Below are 25,577 nucleotides of genomic sequence, written 5' to 3'. Positions count from 1 at the left end.
CTAGTAAAACTGCTGCCTATGCGACGTAACTCTTTTAAGGAGTGCTCTTGATGAAGGGGCAGATACTTGCTATTCCTGGTCCGGAACAACACGTATCCTCATTGAATGACCGCAGCGTAACAGGGAAGTATTTAGGTTGGATGGAAGAAAGGTTAAATCAATGTTACAACATGATGATCATTCATTGCATTCAGCGGTATCACATTGACTAATATTCAAAGGCGCCGATTGCTGGTCGGCTGGCGGGAACCGAATTGCGGGCAAAATCGAACAATAGCTCCTCGTTTGTCCCGGCATTCCTTGCAGGAGACAATGACTGCAATCGGAAATCCCGCAGCTCTTTAGAGATGAAAAGCGGATCAACTACCAGAGATGAGGAGTCCATATTTGAGAATGCCTGCCAGTCGGCCAGCGAGACATAATTGTTTCCCGAAGTTCTCGCTAGCTTGGCTGGGATGCTGAAATAGAGGTTGTTGCTCATGGAGAGAATGCCTGACCACTGGCTCCAGTCGCTGAAATATAGCATCTGCGACACAGCCCGGTCCATGATGTTGTTCCTGATGTAGATATTGCTGCTGTTGGCCGGGGAGTTCCAGCATTTGATATGGGCATCATGCGTCGACACAGGTTCGTCGGGCCGCTGATTGGCCGACCATTCCTTGCCGGCATCATACATGGTGTTATTGTAGATGTAGATATTGGACATGGACGAGCCGGCCCCGTTCCAGCCGAATTCAATATTATAATGTGCTGACCCCAGAATGTTGTAGTAAACCCAGATATTGTCGGCCTTCTTGTTAGCGGCCGTATTCTGCCAGGTTACGTTGCAATCATAGGTCTGTGAAAAGTCGTTATATCTCACCACCCAATTGGCGACATTGCCGGTTGCGCCGACTGATTCGCCGGCCCGGGCGAGAACGGCGCCGCTTCCCCAGTTATAATCGTACCGGTCAACCATGAGATTGCCGCCGGTATAGCGCGCCGTGCAGTACTGGATCGTATGGTCGGAAACATCGTAGCCGTACCAGGCGCTGGGGAGGGCATAAAAATCAAGTTGCTCAACAGTGTGAAAGTTTTTACCGATTATGTAAAATCCGGTCTTGGGCGAGCCATTAACTATGGAGATGCCGCCCTGGTAAAAGGTTGCCGGGTTACCGGCCGAATAAACACGGATCTTCCTGTCAGCGGACGATTGATACCACTCTCCCTGACCGGCAAGCTGACCCGAGATGACCAGCTTGCCGGTCGTTGTACCCCCGGAAGAGGTATTGAAAATGATATTAGCTGAATGGTACATGCCGAAGAAATCCTGGTCCGCGATCTCCCGCAGGGACATGGAATCAATGAGCAGGGTTGTGCCGTCCGGAATGCCGGTGATCCCTCCAAGCAGCATGTTGATGACGGCTATTGTTGTCGTCCGGTCCGCACGGAACATGAACCGGCAGGTGGTCCAGTCGGTGCCGACGGCAAGCTGTTTCACATACATGCCCGAAGTCACGTCCTCTCCTCCGGAACGGACAATGATATCCGGTATCGTAAACGCCGCTGTCGCTTTCGCCCGGAAGGTAAGCAGGTAATAACTCCCCTGAATGAGTGAAACCGGTGACGACGAAGCGGTGTACATCTGCACGTTCGCAGGCGTTGTTCCGCGCTGCTCGACCACAAACTTATAAGCTCCGGGCGTTGCCTCGGATTCATCCGCCAGGCCGGTCCATCCGGTAAAACTGCAACTGGCGCCGCCGTCCAGACATTGGCTGTACCATCCTGCGGCATTCATGGACAAATCAGGGTTTGCCAGCAGTTCGCCGGCGGTGAGTGTTATGCCGCCGGTGCTCCAGATATTCCCGCCTTCATCGGTCCAGTCCTCAGGGTTATTGCGATTGGCAGCAAACGTGATCACCGGTTTTGGCCCGCTACCGTAAGCCCCCCAGACAATCGCCCTGCCGGCGCTGCCGCTCGTTCTCGGGACAATGGGTGCGGCATTGGCCCCGTCCCAGACATCGCCCCGCTTGAACAGGATCGTATCGCCCGGGGCAAACGAGGTCCGGTTTAGCTTGAAGATCGACCGCCAGGGAGTTTGCGGAGAGGTCCCGTCGTTGGCGTCATCACCAGAGATGCTGACATAATAGGTAGTCGAGCCAGAAGGGGCCGTTATTCCATCCGGTGGCTGGTCAACCGGTCTGGTACCCAAGTCGGGCGGCAGTTCAACCGGACTCTCCTCCTGACTTTTTTGTGGCAAGTTACCAGGACTGCTCCCGTTAGCGGAACATCCAGTAAATAACAGCACTGTGAGGAGGCAAAGATTCAAATAGAGCAAAACACGTTTGTGTAAGATATTCATTATTGTTCCGGCTATTCCCGACGACTCCGGATCTCAGGAGCGCAGAACAGCGTGGTATATGGCATGGAGTGACTCCATATGAGCCCTCGGAGAGAACTCACGTTCGACCTTCAGCCGTGCGGCTTCACCCATGGCAGCGACTGCGGTTGCAGAGAGGTTGAGAAAAGCTTGGATTTTTGCCGTCAATGCATCTGCATTCCCAGGCTCAAAAAGAAATCCGTTTATCTCGTCATCGACCAGCTCCGGAATGCCGCCGATCCTGGAACCGATAACCGGTTTACCTGCGGCAAAGGCCTCCAGGATGGAGAGCGGAGCGTTTTCATAACACTCCGAGGGGAGCAGCACGCAACTGGCGCCACGGAGGGCTGTCGCAAGGTCAACGCCGGTCAGATAGCCGGTGAAAGTCACCCTCCCCTGGCAGCCGGCACTCGCACCCTCCAGTTCTTTCCTCAGCGGACCATCGCCGACAATCATGAGCGGCATGGTGCAGCCCGACTGCCGGTAGGCCCGCAACAGAGTGCCGATCCCCTTTTCCGCCGAAAGTCGCCCCATGTAAAGCAGGTAATCGCCAACGCCATCGCTTGCAGTCGCACCCTCCTTATCGATGCAGTTGGGGAGATAGGCGAACCTGCTGCTGTCCCAGCCATGCTCAACACATTTATCACGCAGAAAGCGGCTTGGTACGACAAATTTTTGCACTGAACCGTATTTATCCGATGTTTTGTTGAGCCAGCTTTCCAGGGCATAAACAAAGGAGGCCGGATAGCTTCCCTTGTGGCAACGGGTCAGAAAAGCGTTGGCGTAGCGCCCCCCCTTGCACAGTTCACAGACCTTCCCCTTGTTCAGCATCAGGTAACTGGGACAGAGAAGTTTCAGGTCATGCAGGGTCATCACCACCGGTACCCCGGCGGCTTTCAGTTCATCGAGCACCGACAGGCTCAAGCGGCCATAGATGTTATGGGCATGAACGATATCCGGCCTGAAGCGCTTGACCACCTCGCGCAGCCCCTGCCTGGAGCTTTCCGAGTAGATCAGCTCCCTGACAGTTGCTATCGATTTTATAGACAGACCGAGCCGCTCGGTATCCAGCGGCGGAGGAAAGAACCCGGCATATTCCGCTGGTTCGTTTTTTTCATGGCCCCGGGCATAGATGGCAACTTCATGGCCGGCCTCGCGTAGCAGCCGCATCTCGCCAAACAGGACCCGCTCGGAACCGCCGCGCAGGTAGTAAAAGTTGTTGAGGAACAGAATTCTCATCGGTTGACGGATAATTCCCTTTTCACTATCTCATTGTACTGCTCAATACGACGCTCCCAGGAAAACGACTGCTCAACCTTTGCCCGTGCAGCGCAGGAAAGAGCGAACAGCCGCTCCCGGTCTGTCACGAGTGTTTTTAACTCGTTGATTACAGCCGGAACCAGCAGTTCCGGAGAAGACTGCTCCAGTGGGACCCCGCACGTATCATCAACCAGGTTCATCATTCCCCCTGCTTTGACGCAAATTACCGGGATACCCAGGGCCATCGCCTCCATCGGTGCAGTGGCGGCGGTATCCTTGACGCTCAGGTGAATAAACAGGTGCGCCTCACGCAGTTTTTCCAGAAGTACCGCCCGGTCTACAAAACCGTGGAAGATGATTGCACGGCCGGCCTCATCTCCTGCCAGCTCCCTGCAGACCGGCAGATACGGCCCGTCGCCGTAAATATCGAAACGGACAAAGCCGGCTAGCAAGGGGTTACGCGCCAGCAGCTCTCGAAAGGCCGTCACCGCCAGATGCAGATTCTTGAGCGACATTATTCTTCCGGCATAGACAATATTGAACATCTCTCTGCAGCAGGTATCTCGGCGCTCCTTGCGGCTGTAGGGAAACCGGCCCGGATCAAGTGCCGTCTCGGGAACAAGGATCGCTTTTTTTCGCGCCCACAGCGGCAGATAATCAAGGGTCTCCCAAGTACGTACCAGGATCAGCCGTGCCCGCCACATGTTCAACAGTGCCGGCAGATTCAGCCATTTAAGGCTCTTAAGCACAATCAGTCGCAAATTCTCGACCAGCCACTCCCGGATACGGTAGTTTTCTGCAAACACAGCAGGCACGACACCGCCTCCCACCGGCCCCCAGATATATGTACCAGGTACAAAAAAGAGAAAAGTCGGCAGCCAGAGGTTGCCGTAGGTCAAATGCTGGACGATGTCGAACCGCTGCCGGATGGAGAGCCTGACCGCCATGACAAGAGCGAACAGCTGCCAAAGCAGGGCATAGGCCATGAAATTCCTTGACCCCTTCTTCCAGAAGATCATCCAGGCTGGTGGATCAATGTAGTGGAAATACAGATTGTTAACTGGATTAGTTTCAAGCTCTGCTTCAATATCAGCCCGCCGGTACTCTCGAGTGATCACATGCAACTGATGATAGCGGGCCAGGGTAGTAACCCACCCCCAACCGACACCGTCTTCGGAGCCCATGGCAGGGTGGCAGGCAAATGCGGAGATAAGAATTTTCATTACCATCTAACCTGACAGATCAATATTCAGTTTGGATGGCAGGCGGGTTAAATCAGTGTTACAAAGATGAAGGTAAACCTCGCTGAACATGTACCCGTCATCACAGCCGGAGTTTCATGGATTGTGTTGCAATGCGCCGATATCCGGGTTAACAGGAGGGATTGCTTTCCCCTCATAGTCCACAGTCAAGCCAACATCGGCACCAGCAAAGATCGCCGGGGATCCCGCGCCCAGGTGAAAATCGCGATCTGCCCTGGATCTGAAGAGCGGATCTGCGTAAAGGGATACCGTGTCTATGACGGTTGCAGCCTGCCAGTCCGCGAAGTCGGCATAGGAGCCCCCGGATACCTTGGCGAAACTGGCCGGTTTGTTTGAATAGAGATTGTTGTTCATGGCGAGGATTCCCGACCACTGCCTCCAATCGCTGAAATACAGCATCTGCGACCTTGCCCTGTCCATGATGTTGTTCTTGATGTTGATGTTCGTACCGTTTGACGGTGAGTTCCAGCACTTGATATGAGCATCTTCTTTAGGTGTCGACTCGTCTGGTCTCTGTCCGGCCGACCATTCATACCCTGCATCGTACAAGGTGTTGTTGTATATATGGATGTTGGACATGGACGATCCTGACCCGTTCCAGCCGAATTCGATGTTGTAATGCGCCATGCCTAAGATATTGTTGTACACCCAGATTCCATCGGCCTTTTTATTGTCCCCCCAGCCGCGCCACTTCCCGTTTTCCCAGGTGATGTTGGCATCGTACGACTGCGAAAAATCGTTGTTGCGAACATCCCACTTGGCAATGTTTCCGGTCGCTCCAACCGCTCCGCCGGCCCTACCGGGGAAAACACCGCCATTCCATCTGAAATCGTGCATGTTCAGAATAGGAATTCCTCCGGTAAAGGAGGCTTTGCATCTCTGAATTATGATGTCGGAGAAATCCAGTCCATTCCAGGCGGATGAAAGCGCGAAAAACTCAATGTCCTGGAAGACGTGGAACTTCTTCCCCCGGACCCAGAACCCGGACCTCGGCGCACCATTCACGATGATTATGTCGTTTCCGTATTGCGTTGCCGGATTGGTCTTTGAATATAATCGAATCTTCCGGTCCTTATACGACTGATACCACTCCCCCTGATTGGCAAGGGCTCCGGACTGCACCAGTTTCCCGGTAATCGGCGCCCCGGACGAAAAATCGAAGATCAGATTGGAACTGTAGTACATGCCGAAGAAATCACGGGCCTCAATCTCACGGCACGAGAAGCTGTCGACCAGGAATGTCGCGCCGTTGGGAATTCCGCTGCTGCCACCCAGGAGCATGTTGAATGAACCCTTGCTGGTGGTCCTGTCGGCGCGGAACATGAAATTGCATGTCGTCCAGTCAGTTCCCACCTGCAATGACTGGACGAACATCCCCGAAGTCACGTCCGCTCCGTCCGAGCGAAGGAGCAGAGCCGGTATGTTGAATGACTTGGTTGATTTTGCCCGGAAGGTCAACTGGTAGTATCTCCCCTGGGTGAAACTGAGCGGGAAACCCGAGGCAGTATGGAGCTGTATATTGCCCGGCACCGCACCGTGGTCGACTACGGTAAACTTGTAACCGACAGGGGATACGTCATATTCCCCCTTCTTTGTCGTGCGGCCCATAAAGCTGCAGTTCGCCCCGCTGCCCGTACATTGGTCGTACCATCCCGCCGAGTCCTTACTGAAGTCGGGATTTACAAACAGCTCGCCTCCCAGGTTGACCCCGCCTGTACTCCAGATGTTACCCCCCTCGTGGGTCCAGTCGGTGAGTTTATTGCGTCTTGAGGCAAAGGTGATCACCGGATTTGGCCCACTGCCGTAGGCGCCCCAGGTGATCGGCTTGCCTGCGTTGCCGCTGGTTGACGGCATTATCGGCGCGGCATTTTCTCCGTCCCAGATATCGCCCCGTTTAAAGAGTATGGAATCACCGGGCACAAAGCGGGTCTGATTCAGTTTGAAGATCGTTTTCCAGGGGGACGACGCCGAGGTGCCGCTATTCGCGTCATCGCCTGCTGTACTGACATAATAAAGCGTTCCCCACGCTTTGAGCGGCATCAAAACAACCAAGACAAAGAATATTACCCTATGCCAATCTGACGACGCCAGGCATTGCCAAATGTAAGCCGTTACTTTTCTAGTCCTGCTTCGCGCACAAGAAGGCACGTCGCTACTCTCCGTTCAGCATCGGTTAGTTAAAGCTTCTTGATAAATCTGCTTGAGCCTGTTCGCGTAGTCAACAGGGTCATGATTCCTGACGATGTTGCGGATGGAGAGGTTCGATTTGGTTTCGATCTGTGACAGATCGGCAAAAATGCTCAGCACGGCGCTCACCAAACCCTTCTTTATGGTTTCCGCCATAAACAACCTGTCGGATTCTGTCTTATAGAGCCCCTCGCCATAATCCTTTTTCGGAACCTTGATGAGATAACCTACTTCATCATTATTTATTTCAGGCAGCGCCCGAATATCGGTGGATATGACCGGGCACCCAGCAGACTGGAACTCCAGTGCCGAATAACCGTAGGTGTCGGCCCACGTGGGCAGGAGGCCGACGTGACTCCCTATCATCAGCTTGATCACATCGTAATTTGGTAAGGACTCGTAATACTCAATCCATTCACTCTCATTCAGGGTTCTTCGGGCAGCTTCCAGCTCGTTATCTGTTGCATGCCTGGCATAGCCCTCTGCCCCCAGCGAGCTGACAACAACAAGCTTGATGGGGAGCCTGTGCTCTTCCACCAGGGTCTTGAACGTTGCCAGGATCTCCAACCCCCCTTTGGTGACAAAATCCCTGCCGACGAACATGAAGCGGATGACACTGTCGGTCCCTATCCCCTTTTCGGCGAAAGAACCGATGAAGAGTCTCTGGGGGGGATGCAGAGTGCAAAGCTTATCCTTGATCCTGCCTTCGTACTCGGGGAACAGCCTGATAAGCTTCTCTTGCATCATTTTGGTACAGTCGGACAAGGCGATGATCTTCTTGCAGTTGTCACTGGCAATGGCCTTCATCGCTCTTTCCAGGTTTCCGGTCCTGGGAAAGCTTATCCCGCCGTCCTTGGTATCGACCATCAACTCCGAATACCTGGGGATCAAGGATTCGAAAGTTGAAACCCACGGTCTAGCGGTAAAGCTTACAGTATTGAAAAAATGGTATAGATCGACCCCATTGAAATTGGGGCCACGATGCCTGAAGAAGTGGTCCACGGGATGCTTCTTTATGAGTTTGAACCTTCTGGCGAAATACTGAATGCTCCAGAGATACAGATGAATATTCTCTATTCTGACGTTTTTGTAGTGGGCGCCCTCTACAATATTCACGATACATCTCTGGTAAGGATAACCGTCACTCAAGTAACCGACTTTCAAACCCTCACCTCCCCGACCGTGAACGGTCGCCGCCGGTCCGGAATATAGAACGAACCGGCAAAAGACAGTAGCGGAAACAGATAGTGCAGATAGAGCCGATACAGGGCGGGGCTCCCCCGGCGGAGCCCTAGCAGAAGGTCAACAGCAACCAGCGCGCCGAATGCAAACGCCCCATAGAGGCCATATACAGCCGTGGCTGCTATGCCTGAGGCCAAGAACAGGCCGCCGATGGCGATCCCCCGCTCCTTGCACGCCAGCAGCCAGAGAATGCCGCTGGCATTGAGGAGATTGCGCCGGATCACCGCCCCGAAAAAAAGGGCATGCAGTCTTCTGAGCTGGGTGGCAAAACGTTGCGCGTCGTCATACCCAACCGTGTGGTGCGTGCCCATGCTTTCGGTTATGGCGAGCATGACGAATCTCCGGGAAAGCCGCAGGGTATAGTCGTAATCCTGGCTCTTCTCCAACCGCTCGTCGAACAGGCCGGTCCGCTCGACTGCTTTGCGGGTGGCCATGAAACAGCCACCCGAGGCATAGATGCGACCCTCGTTCCGGATATTGAACCGATCCGGGATATCCTTGAGCACGGTGTTGAAATCCCGCGAATACTGCAGTTCCCGAAGTCTCCCGGTAACGACATCGGCCCCAGCCTGGAGGCGCTGCAGACCGGAAGCAACAAACCCCGGGTTGATCTCCACATCTCCATCTACGAAGAAAATATAATCACGATGCGCGTGCCGCATACCAGCATTCCTGGCCACCGCAGCGTTGGAATACCCCTTGACTGTCACTACCCGCAGATTATCGATGACTCCCCTGAACCGGCACATCACCCCAACCGTCTCATCGGTGGAACCGGAATCGACGCAGATCACCTCGCAGTTCCGCAGGCTCATCGCGGCAAGCGAACCAAGGCACTTCGCCACGCCGAACTGCTCGTTACGGGCAATCAGTATGAATGAGACGTTTTCAATAGGTTTCATATGCATCACTCCCTGCCGTCAGAAAAGCAGCTGCTCCCTGAGCCTCACCCCGCGCAAATCGACCCCGCGCGAACGGACAATCGCCCGGGAAAATTCCCGGTAATGCTGAAACAGCCACTGGACCCGGCGGCTGATAGTCGGTGTCTGCTTAACCCTGCCCCGGCACACAGCATCGCTGATGCGGCTGCCGATCCCCTCGGCGTTCGAGGACCAGTTCCTCTCCCGCAGTGCATAGTTCCGGGCCGCAGCCTTCTGCCGGAGCACCAGTTCGCGGTCCGCTGCATACAGGTCGAGCAGTTCCGTCAGATGATCGATATCGACATATGCCTCGGGCCAATAATAGCCGTCACTGCGCATTGCTTCGTCCGCAACCCGCACCAGTGCACCGGTGACTCCGTCGGCGACAAACTCGTTCATCGGCGCCCGGTCGGTGGTGATTACCGGCAACCCGGCTGCCAGCGCCTCGCAGATGGTCAGCCCGATCCCTTCCAACCGGGTCGGATAGACATAGACATCGCCGAGATGGTACAGCCCCGGGGCAGCCACGGTCCGGTGAATGAACTCGATCCGGTTGTTGTTACGGATCAGGCCCGCAATATCGCTGCCGTAACAATCCAGCCCGGCCTGTGAATGGATGACGAGCCTAGCCGGTCGTTGCATCCGGTCAAAAGCGCGCACCAGGAGATCGGTCCCCTTGCGGAGATTGACCCCTCCCATGCCTGCGCTATGGAAAAAAGTCACGACATCGGGCTGCACCAGCCGATCCGGATTGGCCGGTGTGAACAGTCCGGGGTCCGTTCCCCACGGGATGTAGAGACAAAAAGGGTGGGATTGAAAAACCGAATGGTGTCGCCGGGTGTTGCAGATCAGAAAGTCATAAGCTGCGAACTCCGGTACAGTCTCACGGGTGTAATAGTCAACATAGGCCCCGACCGGATAACCGAGATACTTCGTGGCAATGACCGCACGGATGTCCTGCTGTTCATTGAACAGAACGAGGTCAATAGCATTCCGACGCAGCCAGCGCGAAAAGTGAATCATGCTGATTGCCGTTGATCTGCCGAACCACGGCCCCCAGGTAACCTCAGGGCCATCCCACTTTGGATCGCCGATGGCATAACCTTCCCCGCCGCGGGCATAGACAAACACCTGGTGCTCCTGTTCGAGCACCTCCTTATAGGCCCGTGACACATATCCTGCTCCGCGCTCGAACCAGGTGCTGACAATGCCGATGTTCGCCATTACGCCTCCGCTCCGGCAGCTTCGTCGCTGACCAGAGTTCTGAGGCGTTCCACCAGGAAAAACATGAGCGCAAAGTAGACGGCATTTTCTCCATAATAGAGAAAGGTGGTCAGCGGAAAGATGATGACAAAATTCATGACCGTGTACCTGATGCCGCGGGCAATGGACCTGAACGCCGGATCATGACTTTTGATGATTTTCCCGGTGTCGCGGAACATTTTCCAGGCCGTGACAATAATCAGTAGCAACCCAGGGATGCCGAAGCGAAAAATAATGCCGGCCAGGGAGAGATCATTCAGGTTATACCCTTGGATCAACCCCTGGGAGGCTGGGTTCCGGTACTCACGACGGGAACCGAGCACCCCGAAACCGAGCCCGTAGGTCTTCTTGAAATGCGGATAATAGAACTCCAGAGCCTTGAAGCGGATACCGATGCCGCTATCCTTGGTTTTAGCCTCGCTGCTGGTGATCTTTGCCAGGCTACCCAAAGCTGTCTTTTCAAAACTGAAATCCGGATCCGCAACTATCACCAGGATAAAAAGTGCCATGACCCAGGCGACAACAAGCTGTTTAAGCGGCTTCATGGACAAAGCCGCTACGGCAGTTGCAAGGAAACAGGAAGCCATGATCTGACGACTGAGAAGAGTAAAGATAATTGTGAACAGCAGAAAAAATGCCGACGCCCCATACATGATTTTCCGGCTGGGTGGGCACTGCTCCTCATCGGCAACAGCAAGCGAGTAAAAATAGGCCCATATAATACCTGTTATATACACCAGGATCCTGACCAGGCCGACACGTTCCGACGAGACAGCATATTTCAAAAGCCGCGCCTCGTGAAAGACCCTGGCGTCTATTAACATCAGAGTGCTGACCGCCAGGGCGACAATAACCATGAAACCTAGAAAGCGGGCAATCTGCTGCTTGTCTGGGGCAAAGAAGCAGAGATACAGATAGAGAAAATAATAGGAAAAAACTATCGGCTGAAAGACAATGGAGCGCAGGGTCTGGTTGTAAATCTGCCCTCCCCAGAGCGTCGAGATGGCAACATTGGCGAGAATGGCAATAACGAATGGCAGGTAACTCCCCATCCCCCTGTTCAGCCCGCTACGGAACCTGCCGGGACGGAACAGGAACTGCAACAAGATTGCCGCAGCCAACAGACCGGGTCCAGCCAGGCCCCGCACTAACTCATAGTCGCCGAACTTGGACGGGACAATGCCGAAGAACCGTTCGTTAAGGACGATAATCAAGGTGGCAAAGGCAAAAGGGTATCGGAACGAGATGACCAGAGCCATCATTGCCACAGATACAAGCATTGCCAGGAGCATCGGGTCAATAGTGGTCATAAAGCTGAAATCCCAGATCTTAAACTGATATGTAAACCCCTATTCATAACACCTGTCTTTGCAGCAATCGGAAAACGGTCTCGAACTCGCAAATGACAATCCGGACAACCGGAAGTCACCTTTGGTCAGACCATGTCTCTAGCAACTGTCATCTTTTCTGAAAACAACGGTAATTTTATGACCATTTCCGTATGGGAGGTAATTAAGTGACCTTTGCCGGGCGAGGCTGAGCGCCAAAGGAAGTCCGACAGCTCTGCTCATATCTGCGAACCGGCCAAACCAATCGATTCTGCGATCGAGGAAACCGGGTTTCCTTGAATTGTCGCCGGAATGCATTGTAGTTTCCCAATAGGTGAGCACCAGTCCCGCCTGGCGTGCCATTCGCTCCAGAACATCCTTGGAAAAGTAGTATATATGCTCAAAGCTTCCGGTAAATCCGTACCATTGGTCCCCGTATCTCTGTCCGCAAGCGTAGTTGGGGGTGCTCAGCAGCAGATGGCCCCCGGAGCGGATAAGACCTGCCACCTGTTCCAGGAACGCTACAGGACTTGGGACATGCTCGATCACTTCAAATGCCAGGATCATATCAAACGGACTGGTACTATTCCCCATTTCCTCGATCGTGCCCGTGGTCACCTCCAGACCTTTTTTACGGGCAATTTCCGCGGCAAACTCCGAAATCTCCAATCCTTCGGCATCTGCCCCTTCTCGCGTAAGCAGTTCAAGAAACTCGCCTGTGGCACACCCAATTTCGAGGATCTTCTTGCCCGGCAGTACGCCGACTTTTTCTTTCATCAGCGCCAATGACCGGGGAATTCTTGTTTCCTGGCCATTAGATTCCGCCAGACACCTCAGTCCTCCTTTGCCGCTGGCAGCAGAAACACCGGTGAAATAATCGGCATCGTAAAAGCGGGATATATACTCTTTACGGGGTCGCGGTTGCAGGTAAGCCAAGCCGCACAACCGGCACTCTACGACACTCATGCCATCACCCCGGCTAAATTTACGGGAGCTGTTGCTGGTCCCGCAAAAATCGCAAGCCACGCTCTCCATTTCTTCGGGTTTCCAGATCATGATTCTCTCCATTCCTCCTTCTTCCAAAAAACAATGATGGTGAACAGCAAGACCATCACCAGATGCACTGAATATGCAATTACATGTGCAGTGGCCAACCCCAGGGACCCTTTATCCGCAAACAGGAGACAGGAAAAAATAAGGACACTGCCCCACATGAAATTAAGGGTTAACCCCCACCACATCCACCCCTTGCTGGCTATGGCCTGGCCGATAACTGAAGCTCCCGTAGACAAGGCAGCCGAGGCAGTCAACACGACTAATGTCCATTTTCCGGAAGCAAACCCCGACCCGTAGCTGGTCATTATCTTTGTAGAAAGCAGTGAAATCCCAAGAGCAGCAAGTGATGCAGTTCCAACGTTCAGCAGGATGTTGTACCTGAGCACCTTGTTGTACCTTGCTTTATCATTGGCTCCCTGCAGATTTGAAAGCAATGGCAACACGATAGCGCTCAAGTTGCCCGGTAGAAACAAGATGGCGCCACGCCACTGGTTGGCAGCATTAAATATCCCCATTTCAGCATAACCACCTGGCTGATTGACCAGTATTGCCGCCGCGGCCCAGTTGACGGGGGTAACCAGCAGACTTGCAAGCACAGCTGGCAGACTAAAGCGCCACAGAATTTCCTGTTCGGAAAAGGGATTTCGCGCCGGAAAACAAATGCCTGCACGTTTAGTTTCCAGCGAGAGCGCCCTATGATTGAGAACACCACCCATTGCTGACGCGGCAACGAGTCCCCAGACCGCCCCGTTCACCCCGGCAAAATATACCCCGCCAACTATGCAGGGGAAGGTGAGCAGGCCAGCGACGAGATTGACCCTGGCTATGGTCCGAAACGCCTCGAATCCTGACAGCGCGCCTGTCTGGGCACCGGCAAATGCACCAAAAAAGAGCATTGGGGAAGCAATTCGCAGATATTCACCTATCGAAGGTGCGGCCAAGGCTCGTGAAGCAACCAATGGAGCGAATAACAGTAACAGGAAAGTCATCAGCGCACCGGACCCAGCGGCAAAGATCAGGGAGAGAGTGATGACCCTGCCGGCCTTTTCGGGATCATTGACGCGCAATTCCGCCACATACTTGGTTGCCGTCAAGCCAAGTCCAAATCCCGCAAATACCCCAAACATACCTACCGTGCTCTGAATCATCCCCAGCTGTCCGAACCCTTCTTTGCCAAGCATCCGGGCAACAAGAATCGATGAAACCAGGGAGAGTGCGCGGGAAAGGACAGCGCCAGCAAGGCTCCAGAAAGCTCCATGGGCCATGCGGCGCGCCAGCGGTGATGCCGCGTACCGGACTGCAACCGCATTAAGATATGGTATTTTAGTTACGATCGCGGCTGCAGATTCCATCAAAGGCTCGTTTCCCCTTGGTATTCGAGACAGGCGTCTACAATCCGTTCTGCAGCCCTGCCATCACCATAAGGGTTATTCGCTCGCGACATACTTCCGTACTCCTCCGCATCTTTCAACAGTCGCAGCGCCTCAGTGACGATCCTTGCCCGATCGGTTCCGACAACCCTTACCGTTCCGGCCTCAACCGCTTCGGGGCGCTCGGTGACCTCGCGAAGGACAAGGACAGGTATGCCGAGCCCCGGCGCTTCTTCCTGAATCCCTCCCGAGTCAGTCAGAACGAGTGTTGCGCTTTTGAGAAGATGGACCAGCGGCAGGTACTCCAGCGGTTCTATCAGGATGATCCGTTCTACATTTCCGAGAATCCGAAAGACCGGTTCCCTAACGTTCGGGTTAAGGTGCACCGGGAAAACGATAGTTACATCCGGGCAGGCGGCGGTAATCTCCAACAAGGCCTGGCAGATCTCCTCCATAGGAGCCCCGAAATTTTCACGCCGATGCGAGGTGACCAGAACGAGTCTATTGTCCCACGGGATCTGCTGGAGCGGCCCTGAAGACGGGTCGTAGGGATGACCTGATACCTCGATAAGCGCATCTATTACCGGATTGCCGGTAACCAGGATATTCTCGTCCGGAATCCCTTCATTGAGCAGATTCTGCCTGGCACGTGCAGTCGGCGCAAAATGAAGGTCCGCCAAGACCCCTGCCAGCCTTCTATTGATCTCTTCCGGAAAGGGCTGCTGACGGTTGAAGGTCCGCAGTCCGGCTTCCACATGGCCAACCCGGGCGCCGCAGTAGAATGCCGCTATTGCAGCGGCAGCGACGGTCGTTGTGTCCCCCTGTACCAGGACCCAGTCGGGACGTACTTTTTTCAGGACCGGTTCAAGCCCGGTCATGACGTTAGCGGCCACCTGGATGAGCGACTGACTTTCACGCATTACGTCCAGGTCGTATTCGGGCACTATCCCGAAGAGTGACAGCACTTGGTCGAGCATCTGCCGATGTTGCGCCGTCACGCAGACTCGGCTGTCGATACGTTCAGGATAACGAGCCAGTTCCTTGACGACAGGGGCCATCTTTATTGCCTCTGGCCGAGTGCCGATGACTGTAAGGACCTTTATTTTATTCTTAAGATCTTGCATTATTCGCGAACCCTCCTTCAATTATCCGCTACGATCCCGAACAGATTGTTGCTGCTACAACCCACGTGAATATTGCAACCACATACCTAAGCCCGATAACAGAATTTTACGATTATGCACTTTGGTCCTCGAATTACTGAAAAATGGTTATAAGTATCAGGGTTCAAGTAACACGCCCTGTACGAGATGAAATTGTCTTCTATTCGACAGTAACTGATTTAGCCAGATTTCTCGGCTGGTCAACGTCATTCCCTTTAAGGACCGAGACGTGGTAAGCAAGGAGTTGCAGCGGTATCGAGAGGATAATAGGTGCGACAATCTCGGCGCATGAAGGTAATTCAAGAACCGCTTCGGCTTTTTGCGCCGTCTCGGAGTCCCCAGCGGAACAGAGGGCAATCACGCGCCCTCCGCGGGCGATTACCTCCTCCATGTTGGAGACAACCTTTTCATAATGACGGTCGCGCAGTACTAACATCACAACAGGCATGTTTTCGTCGATGAGAGCAATGGGGCCATGCTTCATTTCGCCTGCCGGGTATCCTTCAGCATGGATGTAAGAAATCTCCTTCAGTTTAAGCGCTCCTTCAAGTGCAATAGGGTAACTGTAACCTCTCCCTAGGTAAAGGAAGTCACTGGAATTGTGGTAGCGGCGGGCGATGCTTTCAACGGCAGTATCAAGTTGCAGCGCTTCTTCGATAAAAGCAGGCAGGTGCAGCAGGGAAGAAGTAAGCTCAATCCCCCGCTCGCGTGATATTGCGCCAGTGGCTCTACCGAATCTTAAGGCAAAGAGCGAGATGGCAACAAGCTGCGTCACGAAGGCCTTGGTTGAGGCAACACCTATCTCCAGGCCAGCATGTGTGTAAACAACCCCGTCAGCCTCTCTGGCAATTGAAGAATCAACCACATTGCAGATGGCAATGGCTTTTGCTCCCTTACCATGAGCCTCTCGCACTGCCGCAAGGGTGTCGGCGGTCTCGCCGGATTGAGAAATGGCTAGAAGAAGGGTACCTGAACTGACCACCGGATTCCGGTAGCGGAACTCGGATGCGATATCCACTTCTACAGAGATACGGCACAACTCCTCAAGCAGGAACTTACCCACCAATCCGGCATGCCAAGATGTCCCGCAGGCCACGATGCAGATCCGTGAAAATCCCGCCATCTCCGCATCGGTCAACCCCAGGTCTTCAAGGTAAACATTTCCCTCCTCTTCCAGAAGGCGACCAGCCATGGTGTCCTGAACGGCGCGGGGCTGTTCAAAGATCTCCTTGAGCATGAAGTGACGGAAGCCGCCTTTCTCGGCCATGAGCGGCGACCAGTCGATGTGCCGTGTAGCTTTAGACAGCACTTCCCCTGTTATCGTGGAAAAAGCCACCCCATCCCTCCTAAAGACGGCTATTTCTCTATCTTCCAAAAAGACCATCTCTCTTGTCTGCGCAAGGATGGCGGGGATGTCGGAGGCGACAAAGTATTCTCCGTCGCCTATCCCCACCACCAGAGGTGAGCCATGTTTCGCAGCAATCATGGTATCCGGCTCAGATTCACAGACAATGCATAGGGCATAGGCGCCCTTCAGTTGCAGGAGGGTCTGTCGTACCGCCTCTTCGAAGCCAGCGCCATCTTTCATCCGTTGCTCAATCAGGTGAGCGATAACCTCTGTATCTGTTTCGCTTTTAAAGGTATGCCCGATCTCCCGTAATGAACTTTTCAGGGGGATATAATTTTCGATAATGCCGTTATGAACAAGAACTATCGGCCCGGCTTGGTGAGGATGCGCATTGATTTCAGTCGGTTTGCCGTGTGTTGCCCATCGAGTGTGGCCAATCCCTATTTCACCAAAAATCGGGATTAGTCCAACCAAGTCAACGAGGTTGGCAAGTTTCCCCTCGCTGCGGCGAATGTCGGCGCAATCAGCAAATATGGTGCAGATACCCGCGGAATCATAACCACGATATTCAAGGCGCTTGAGCCCATCCAGAATGATTGGCGGAGCCTGCTGACTCCCGATATACCCTACTATGCCGCACATGACCTAAGCCGCCAGTTTCCGCTTGAGCAGCAGTTCCCATTCCAGAGCCGAGTTAACGATATAGCTGAGATCCCCGTAACGCGGGGTCCAGCCGGTGAGTGATCGGAGCTTGCTGCTGTCAGCTATCAGAGCCGGTGGGTCTCCGGCTCTTCTGTCCGCCATCTTGACCTTGAAATCTACCCCGGAGACGGTCTTTACCGTTTCAACCACGTCCCGCACGGAAAAGCCGTAGCCGTAGCCGCAGTTGAATACTTTGCTCTCGCCATCTGCCCGCAGATACTCAAGTGCGCTGAGATGTGCCGATGCCAGGTCGCTGACATGGATATAATCGCGAATGCAGGTGCCGTCCGGGGTTGGGTAGTTATCGCCGAAGATGGTGAGGTACGGGTATTCTCCGGTTGCAGTCTTGATCGAACGAGCGATCAGGTGCGTCGCATCCCGGTAGACCTGGCCGAGTTGGCCGTCCGGGTCGGCGCCTGCCACGTTGAAGTAACGAAGCGCGACAAATTTAAAGTCGGAAGAGACGGCAAGATCGCGCATTATTGCCTCGCCCATGACCTTGGAAGAACCGTACGGGTTGATCGGACAGAGCGGCGCCGACTCATCAACCGGCATCCGGTCCGGAATTCCATAGACCGCAGCGGTTGAAGAGTAAATCAGGTTCTTGACGCCATGCTTAACCATGCTGTCAAGAAGGTTCATGGTGTTGACCACGTTGTTATAAAAATAGACGAGCGGTTCGCGCACCGACTCCTCCACCTTGATGGAAGCAGCAAAATGCAGAACCGTGTCGGGCCTGAATTCTCTTATTACCAGATCCAGGAGCGGCTTATCAGCTAGGTCGCCGGCAATGAGTTTTCCATGAAGCACAGCCCAGGCGTGGCCGGTTGAGAGATTGTCGAACACGACGATCTCATGTCCCTGTTCGCCCAAAAGCTTGACAACATGGCTACCGATATACCCGGCGCCGCCGGTAACAAGGATTCTCATAGCCGCTCCCCTTTTAATGCCGATTTCCTTCCGAAGCGAACCGAACCTTATCAGGGTTTTATTACAACCATGCGGCAGTCCTAATAAATGTTTGCAACATGCTGCGACACAAATGTCACCTAGCAAAACGTTCCGAATTTTTTACATTCCCATCTAACAGACGTAACAGTTCTCTGGCAGTATCCTGTCCCAAATATGACAACTATGTACGACAAGGGTACTGACTGACCTGTTATTACAGGGATCGGAAAGCCCGAAACAACAAGTGCGTTTCACTTTGTTGTTTCGGGCTTTTTCTTTTCAAAAAGTTATCGACACCACCTTACAAGGAATTTTCCACGGAATTTATGAAACAGCAGTCAGGTTCAATAATTCGTCTGTTTTGGGTATTGCCGATGACATTGCTGCTGGTGCAATTCGGCATAGCCCTGCTGCATCATCATTACCAGGGATCGTATTACGACCAGAAAGATCAGTTTCACCACCTCACAACTGAAGCGCCTTGCCAGGGCAAGGTTGCTGCCCAGTCAAACCTTCCATCTGTTTTTCCGGCAGACACCCCGGCCAAAACAATCATTTCCAGCCCTAATATCATTGTTACCATTCAAAACATTCTGCCATGCAGCCTTTTGCCGAAAGCTCACCAGAGGTGCTCTTCCCACGACAGAGCGCCACCTGCCTGACCCGTTACCCTCAAATTAATATCTGACAACTGCAAAGCCAAACCCGTTGCAAGACGGGGACGGAAAGCCACGGGTCCCACGAGGATAGCCGGGTTGCCTTTCAATGATGAAAGACAACCAGGCTTTTTCATTTTTTCACTGTCCAAACCAGGAAAGGGGGATTGAGCAAGTCACCAGCGATGTGTTACCGGCGCGAGCGATTGCGGGAAGATAGCGGGCAATAAATCCATGATGAAGCCCGACGAGACCAGATCGGTCATGATTTCCTGTCAACGTTCAGCAAGTCGGCAGCAATCACAATTGAATAAAGCGAGACCTGAAGTTAATCAGCTGCGCACCAATTAAAACGAATAAAGGAGAGAATGCCATGAAGTTGAGAAGAATGAATCACTACAAGACTGCGCTGTTCGGGGCGCTCCTGGCGACATCGCTGTTGGCTGGAGCTGAAGCCCATGCAGCAATGGGGATCAGCTTTACGTCACCGTCGGATGAGTACCAGGAAACTGGCGCAACCGGCAACATCGTAGGCTGGAGCTTCACCGCCAACACCGATCTCTACGCCACCAGGCTAGCCGTCTATGACACCGACCGGGATATTTCGCCGGAGCCGTCACACTTCATCGGCCTCTGGAACAATGCCGGCACCCTTATGGCCTCGACAACGGTAACTGAAACCGGCGTAAAGCCAAACGGCTTCGGCTACCACTGGGCCAACATTACCCAGACCAGGCTGACTGCCGGCCAGACTTACTATGTCGGTGCCGTCATGGGATCTGACCACTACACTGCCCAGGTTCCCAATTCCATCTTCGGCTATGGCGATCCGAAGCCGTTCGGCAATCTGCAAATCTATTCCGGGATCACCTACAACGCAGATGCCTTCTACTACCTGGCAAACGGGGAAAACCCCAACGGGATCACCTTCGGCAGCGCTTCGCTGACCAGCGGCGTCAACGGCCCGGACACTATCATCGGCGGCTTGGGCGCCAACATCGACCTTACTCCGACCCCGATCCCGGCTGCTGCCTGGCTGCTCGGCTCCGGCCTTCTCGGCCTGGCCGGCATTCGTAGAAAGAAGAATTAACAGCTGCCTGCATTCCCATTTCAAATACTTAAGGAGCGATAGACGATGAAAGCAAATAGAAAAGTATGCGCCGCAGTTCTCGCAGTAGCAATGCTCTCGGCCGGCAGCGCCTTTGCCGCCGAGAAATGGATGACCGGTGACCTTCACCAGCATACGACCTACACCGACGGTTCCTACCCGATGAACGACCTGACCGCTGCCGGCGTGATCGCCACATCGGCCTGGGCTGACCCCACCGGGCTGTACCGTAAAGGCGTAATGCCGCAAGGCTTCCGTTTTGGTGTCGATTTCCAGGCCAACAACGAGCATGGTGGGACCAGCGGCAAGGACAACTTCAATAACGCCTGGAGTACATACGGTCCGGGACTGGCTGTCGGTGATTCCGGATTGATGTGGCGCTGGCAGTCCCTGATCAGCCCTTCAAATATCCCCGGCTACGCTGGTCCGGCATACATGGGCGCAGCTGACTGGATCAAAACCATCCGTGACAACTACTCACCTTTGGGAAAAATCGCAATGAGCGGAATGGAGTGGAACCCCCCGGGGCATGAGCACTGCAGCTCTGCCATCGTTGCCAACAACTCCCTGCCGATCGCCGAGTTTGAGTACCGTTTCGATAACTCCGACACCGACGGCACCTTGACTGCCAACACCGCCACCACCATGGGGTGGACCGGTAAGGTTCTTAACGCCACCTACAATGCCTCTGCCCCTGACTACTCGGCAACGCTCGGCCTGAACAAACTGCACAACAAGACGGTAGACGCCGTGAAGTGGCTGCAGGCCAACTACCCGGCAAACAGCTATGTCATCCCGGCCCACGTCGAGCGCGCCGGCTGCGGCCTTAACGGCGGCGCCTGGAACATCGCTGCCTTCCGTGACATCAACGACAACGGCCCGACGGTCGCCTTCAGTTTTGAAGGGATCCCCGGACACGAGAAAGAAACCAGCCGCGGCTCTTTCGGCACCGGCGCCTGCGGCGGCGGCACCTACGGCGGCGCAGGAACCTATGTGGCCACAGTCGGCGGCCTCTGGGACAACCTGCTGGCCGACGGCCGCAAGTTCTGGAACATCCCCAGCTCAGACTTCCACAGCGATGCCGGCGCCGACTTCTGGCCGGGCGAGTACCTGAAGACCTACACCAAGGTTAAAGACGCCAATAACGACGGCATCTACACCCAGGAAGATGTGGTCAACGGCCTCCGCGCCGGTAACTCCTACACTGTCCATGGCGACCTGATCAACGACCTGGATTACAAGGTCGTCTTCAAGACCCCGTTTGGCACCAAATCCGCCACCATGGGCGAAACCCTTCAGATCAAAAAGGGTAACAAAGTCAGCGTACAGATCCGCTTCAAATCACCTGCCAACAACAACTGCGCAGCAGGGGTCAACGCTTCGGCAACCTACGTCTGCAAGGCTCCTTCAGTGCACCACGTACAGCTGATCCAAGGCAAAGTGAATGCCACAAAAGCCGGCAAGTTCCTGGCTGACGGCGTAACCCCGAACGCGGCCTACAAAGCCATAGACCCAACAGTGGCCAGTATCGTCAAGACCTTTGACGCCGCCTCGTGGACTACCGACGCCGCCGGCTACACCACCATGACCTTTGACGTGCCGAACGTGCAGAACGACATGTTCTTCCGCATTCGCGGCTCCAACCTCGGGTATGACGTGAAAAAGATGGACGCCACCGGCACCAAGATCGTCTACGGTACCGACGCTGCCGGCAATCCGTTGATCAACACCCCGGGAACCAACAATGCCGACATGGCCTGGGACGACCTCTGGTTCTACAGCAACCCGATCTTTGTGAAGGCGCTGTAATAGCCCGTACTTAAACACCGATGGCCGGAACCACGCAGTTCCGGCCATCTTCATTATCTAACACTGTGAAAAGGAGATGTATCCATGAAATCCGCACTTCGCACCCTTGCCATCGCAGCGCTGGGCGTCGTCTGCTATGCCGGCACCAGCTTTGCTGCAGTAGCTGTCGACTTTACCGGTACCGCCGTTGATTGGAACGATGGCAACAACTACACCATCGGCTGGAGCTTCACCGCCAACCAGGACCTCTTTGTCAACTCTCTCGGTGTCTATGCCGCTCCTGAATTCGGCACCGGCAACCGTGTCTTTACCGAGACTCACGCTGTGGGCATTTTCGATGCCAACCAGAATCTGCTTGCCTCCACTGCAGTCAGCAATGCCGACTCTCTTAACGGCTTGTTCCGTTATCACTCCCTCGACACAAAGTTGGCGCTGACCAAGAATGCCACTTACTTCATCGCTGCATACATGGGTGCCGACCAGATGGCAATCGGCACCGTCGGCTCTTCGGTCAATCCTTTGATCACCTACACCGGCAGCTATTACACGACCAGCAACAGCTTGAGTTTCCCGGCACTTAATGACGGCACAATCACTGTAGCGGACGGCACATTCGGCCCGAACATGGAGGTAACCCCTACCCCGATTCCGGCCGCCTTCTGGCTGCTCGGCTCAGGACTCGGCATGCTCGGCGCAGTCCGCCGCAGAAACAACAATTAATTGAACGAAACGCCCATTTCTTAAATACATAAGGGAGAGAACCGTGAAAAAAAAGAAATTCACCAAAAAATTCCTGGCAACCGCTGCCTTGTCCGCCCAACTGGTGGCTCTTGGCGCCGGTGCTGCCTGGGCTGTCCCGGCAGCAAACCTCAAGGTAAAGCTGTTGGCAATCAATGATTTCCACGGCCAGTTGTCACCCAAGACCGTTAGCGGTCGCCCGGCCGGCGGAGCAGCGGTACTCGCCTCATACTTGAAGAAAGCCCAGAGCGGCATGGAAGACCGCACCATCATTGTCAGTGACGGCGACTTTGTCGGCGCTTCGCCCGCCAACTCGGCCCTGTTGCAGGACGAGCCGTCGATCCAGTTCCTCAACACCCTGGCCAACCCTTACTGCCTGACCGACAAGATGAATGCACGTTGTAACCTTCTTGCCACCGTCGGCAACCACGAGTTCGACGAGGGAACAGCCGAACTGTTCCGGATGATGAACGGCGGCAACCATGCCAAAGGTCCGTTCATCGAGAACCCTTACTCCGGCGCGCATTTTCCCTACATCGCCGCCAACGTGATCGACACTGCCACCGGTAAGCCCCTCCTGCCTCCCTACATCATCAAAACCGTGAGAAACACTCCGATCGCCTTTATCGGTGCCATCCTCAAGGATACGCCGAACATCGTGGCCCCGGCCGGCGTAGTGGGCCTCACCTTCATCGATGAGGCAACCGCCATCAACAGCTATATCCCGGAACTGCAGGCCAAAGGGGTCAAGGCAATCGTTGGGGTCATCCATCAGGGTGCTGCCGACGTCGATACCATCGTCGGCAAACTCGACGGCGAAATCGACCTGGTTATCTCCGGTCACAGTCACGGTAGTGTCAATAAACTGGTCAACAACGTTGCCGGCAGGCCGGTGCTGGTCACCCAGGCCTACTCCGCCGGTACTGCCTATGCCGACATCAATATCGAAATAAGCCCCTCCAGCAAGGATATCGTTGCCAAGTCAGCCAACATCGTCACCACCTTCGGCGATGCCGGAGCAGGCCTGACCCCTGATACCGCCGTGGCTGGAATAGTTGCCACTGCCGATACCGTGGTAGCGCCGTTGGTTTCTGTTCCTGTTGGTGAGACCTCGGATCTCATCACCAGGAGCCAGACCCCGGCCGGCGAATCGGCACTCGGCAACCTTATTGCCGATGCCCAGCGCGCCTATGAAGGGACCGACTTTGCCTTCATGAATCCTGGCGGGATCCGTGCCGACCTTGATAAAGGCATCGTAACCTGGGGAGAGCTCTTCACTATCCAGCCGTTCGGCAACCAGATGGTGCGGATGTCCATGACCGGACAGCAGATCTATGACCTGCTCGCCCAGCAGTGGAGCAACCCCGCGTCGCCAAAGATGCTGCAGATCTCAGGCCTCAGCTACAGCTGGATCAACAATGGCGCCGGCAAAGCAGGTACAATCAACGAAGTACGCAAAAACGGGGTAGAAATCGATACGGCTGCCACTTATACCGTGACCACCAACAACTTCCTCTCAGGCGGCGGCGACGGCTTTACCGTTTTCAAGAACGGCCTCAACCCGGTTATTGATGCCGCGGATATCGACGTGCTCGTCTCCTACATCAGAAGCCTGCCAGTGCCTTTTGATGTCAATATCGACAACAGGATTGTCCGGAGCGAAGCGGCCCCGATCCAGTTCGTTTACACCTCTGACGCCCATTACGGTATCACGCGGAAAGATCTCGTTGCGTCAACGGCTACGGTAAACGCTCAGGCCGTCAACCAGGCCCTGGTTGCTTCGATCAACAGCCTGCAATCCACAATCGCACCAGTTGCGATCCCGTGCGACAACGGAGTAAATGCCTGTGCCAGCTCTGTCGGCGCACTGGATTTCGTTGCCGAAACCGGCGATGTCGCCAATCGTCAGGAAGCATCCAAACTAATCCAAAGTGCCGCTGCCTCCTGGACACAATTTGAAGCCGACTATCTTAACGGGCTGACCGTAACCGACCGTAACAATACCAAGGCTCCACTCTATCTGGTGCCGGGCAACCATGACGTCAGCAACGCCATCGGCTACTACAAGACTTTGAGCCCTGCCTTTGACGCCACCTCGTACGTGAATATCTACAACCTGATGCTGAACCCGATAACACCGCTCACCAACGCCGGCTTTATCGGCACCTCGGCCACTGATGCCGCTGCGAGCTACGCCGGCAACAAGGTTTACTATTCGAAGGATATCGGTGGCGTCCACTTTGTCTTCATCGGCATGTGGCCGGACAGCGCCGCTCGGGCCTGGATGGATGCCGACCTGCGCAAGGTCAGCTCAACCACGCCGGTGGTCCTTTTCACCCACGACGAACCGCTCCTGGAAACCAAGCACCTGATCAACCCCAACGAAGTCAGAAACCATACCATCAACTCCACCGATAAATTCGAAAACCTGGTGCTGGGCGAAGGTGCCGGCGGCTATGCAAGCGTTGCCACCATCAATGACCCCAGCACTGTCGAGCAGAGGGCGCTGGTTGCCTGGCTCAAGAACCACAAGAACGTGGTGGCCTACTTCCACGGCAATACCAACTACAACGAGTTCTACACCTATGCCGGGCCGGATAGCGACATCAGCCTGAATACCTTCCGCGTCGATTCCCCGATGAAAGGCATGGTTTCAGGGATCGACGCCGCCAATGGCATTGGCGATCCGAGCAAACTGTCGTTTCAGGTGGTCTCGATCGATCCGGGTGCAACGCAAATGACTGTGCGCGAGTATCTCTGGAATACCAAGACCTGGGGCACTTCCAAGACCGTATCGCTGGCTCCGCGCAGCAACTGATTGCATTTTATGCCTTATGAAGCACCCGGACCTTCAA

Annotated in this window: 18 protein-coding genes and 1 riboswitch; of the genes, 5 read left to right on the top strand and 13 right to left on the bottom strand. The window is 54.5% G+C overall.

Going from position 1 to position 25,577, the window contains the following annotated elements; genetic code table 11:
• Positions 1-208: 208 nt before the first annotated feature.
• From KI809_RS17840 to galE, 13 genes are all read right to left on the bottom strand, one after another.
• Complete coding sequence (locus KI809_RS17840; RefSeq protein ID WP_214172958.1) at positions 209-2,239, bottom strand: hypothetical protein; 2,031 nt, start codon at positions 2,237-2,239, stop codon at positions 209-211.
• A 135-nt stretch (positions 2,240-2,374) separates the two neighbouring features.
• Positions 2,375-3,598: a glycosyltransferase family 4 protein gene (locus KI809_RS17835; RefSeq protein ID WP_214172957.1), complete on the bottom strand. Its 1,224-nt coding sequence runs from the start codon at positions 3,596-3,598 to the stop codon at positions 2,375-2,377.
• Complete coding sequence (locus KI809_RS17830; protein ID WP_214172956.1) at positions 3,595-4,842, bottom strand: glycosyltransferase; 1,248 nt, start codon at positions 4,840-4,842, stop codon at positions 3,595-3,597. The genes KI809_RS17835 and KI809_RS17830 overlap by 4 nt, the downstream gene beginning before the upstream one ends.
• Positions 4,843-4,956: 114 nt before the next feature.
• Positions 4,957-6,921 carry a hypothetical protein gene (locus KI809_RS17825; protein WP_214172955.1) on the bottom strand — a complete coding sequence of 655 codons (1,965 nt, stop codon included), beginning with the start codon at positions 6,919-6,921 and terminating at the stop codon, positions 4,957-4,959.
• Between the two features lie 123 nt (positions 6,922-7,044).
• Positions 7,045-8,184 carry a glycosyltransferase family 4 protein gene (locus KI809_RS20885; protein ID WP_214172954.1) on the bottom strand — a complete coding sequence of 380 codons (1,140 nt, stop codon included), beginning with the start codon at positions 8,182-8,184 and terminating at the stop codon, positions 7,045-7,047.
• 44 nt (positions 8,185-8,228) lie between these two features.
• Complete coding sequence (locus tag KI809_RS17815; RefSeq protein WP_214172953.1) at positions 8,229-9,212, bottom strand: glycosyltransferase family 2 protein; 984 nt, start codon at positions 9,210-9,212, stop codon at positions 8,229-8,231.
• Between the two features lie 18 nt (positions 9,213-9,230).
• Positions 9,231-10,454 (bottom strand): glycosyltransferase family 4 protein, encoded by a 1,224-nt coding sequence (locus tag KI809_RS17810; RefSeq protein WP_214172952.1) that lies wholly within the window; start codon positions 10,452-10,454, stop codon positions 9,231-9,233.
• Entirely contained in the window at positions 10,454-11,803 is a 1,350-nt protein-coding gene (locus KI809_RS17805) for a hypothetical protein (RefSeq protein ID WP_214172951.1), read from the bottom strand. The genes KI809_RS17810 and KI809_RS17805 overlap by 1 nt, the downstream gene beginning before the upstream one ends.
• Before the next feature lie 138 nt (positions 11,804-11,941).
• Positions 11,942-12,877, bottom strand: coding sequence for a class I SAM-dependent methyltransferase (locus KI809_RS17800; RefSeq protein ID WP_214172950.1), 936 nt, complete (start codon positions 12,875-12,877; stop codon positions 11,942-11,944).
• Positions 12,874-14,229 (bottom strand): oligosaccharide flippase family protein, encoded by a 1,356-nt coding sequence (locus tag KI809_RS17795; RefSeq protein WP_214172949.1) that lies wholly within the window; start codon positions 14,227-14,229, stop codon positions 12,874-12,876. Before KI809_RS17795 ends, KI809_RS17800 begins: the two co-directional genes overlap by 4 nt.
• On the bottom strand, positions 14,229-15,371 hold the full coding sequence (wecB, locus tag KI809_RS17790) for a non-hydrolyzing UDP-N-acetylglucosamine 2-epimerase (protein WP_214172948.1): 1,143 nt from the start codon (positions 15,369-15,371) through the stop codon (positions 14,229-14,231). Before wecB ends, KI809_RS17795 begins: the two co-directional genes overlap by 1 nt.
• A 199-nt stretch (positions 15,372-15,570) precedes the next feature.
• Complete coding sequence (gene glmS, locus KI809_RS17785; RefSeq protein WP_214172947.1) at positions 15,571-17,400, bottom strand: glutamine--fructose-6-phosphate transaminase (isomerizing); 1,830 nt, start codon at positions 17,398-17,400, stop codon at positions 15,571-15,573.
• A 3-nt stretch (positions 17,401-17,403) separates the two neighbouring features.
• Positions 17,404-18,390, bottom strand: coding sequence for a UDP-glucose 4-epimerase GalE (gene galE / locus KI809_RS17780; protein ID WP_214172946.1), 987 nt, complete (start codon positions 18,388-18,390; stop codon positions 17,404-17,406).
• A 395-nt stretch (positions 18,391-18,785) separates the two neighbouring features.
• Here galE and KI809_RS17775 point away from each other — a divergent pair, with 395 nt between their 5' ends.
• From KI809_RS17775 to KI809_RS17755, 5 genes are all read left to right on the top strand, one after another.
• A complete protein-coding gene (locus tag KI809_RS17775) occupies positions 18,786-19,073 on the top strand; it encodes a hypothetical protein (protein ID WP_214172945.1) in 288 nt (95 codons plus the stop codon).
• Positions 19,074-19,099: 26 nt separating this feature from the next.
• Positions 19,100-19,174: riboswitch (cyclic di-GMP riboswitch) on the top strand.
• A gap of 266 nt (positions 19,175-19,440) precedes the next feature.
• Positions 19,441-20,157 carry a DUF4082 domain-containing protein gene (locus tag KI809_RS17770; RefSeq protein ID WP_214172944.1) on the top strand — a complete coding sequence of 239 codons (717 nt, stop codon included), beginning with the start codon at positions 19,441-19,443 and terminating at the stop codon, positions 20,155-20,157.
• 45 nt (positions 20,158-20,202) lie between these two features.
• Entirely contained in the window at positions 20,203-21,984 is a 1,782-nt protein-coding gene (locus KI809_RS17765) for a CehA/McbA family metallohydrolase domain-containing protein (RefSeq protein ID WP_214172943.1), read from the top strand.
• An 84-nt stretch (positions 21,985-22,068) separates the two neighbouring features.
• Complete coding sequence (locus KI809_RS17760) at positions 22,069-22,704, top strand: DUF4082 domain-containing protein (RefSeq protein WP_214172942.1); 636 nt, start codon at positions 22,069-22,071, stop codon at positions 22,702-22,704.
• Between the two features lie 43 nt (positions 22,705-22,747).
• The gene (locus KI809_RS17755; RefSeq protein WP_214172941.1) at positions 22,748-25,540 is read left to right on the top strand and encodes a 5'-nucleotidase C-terminal domain-containing protein; all 2,793 of its coding nucleotides are present in this window, start codon (positions 22,748-22,750) and stop codon (positions 25,538-25,540) included.
• The last annotated feature ends 37 nt before the right edge of the window (positions 25,541-25,577 follow it).

Origin of the sequence: Geoanaerobacter pelophilus, from assembly GCF_018476885.1 — a bacterium.
Classification (GTDB): Bacteria; Desulfobacterota; Desulfuromonadia; order Geobacterales; family DSM-12255; genus Geoanaerobacter; species Geoanaerobacter pelophilus.
Note: the sequence above shows the minus strand (reverse complement) of the source record. Positions and strands in the feature narration are given on the sequence as shown.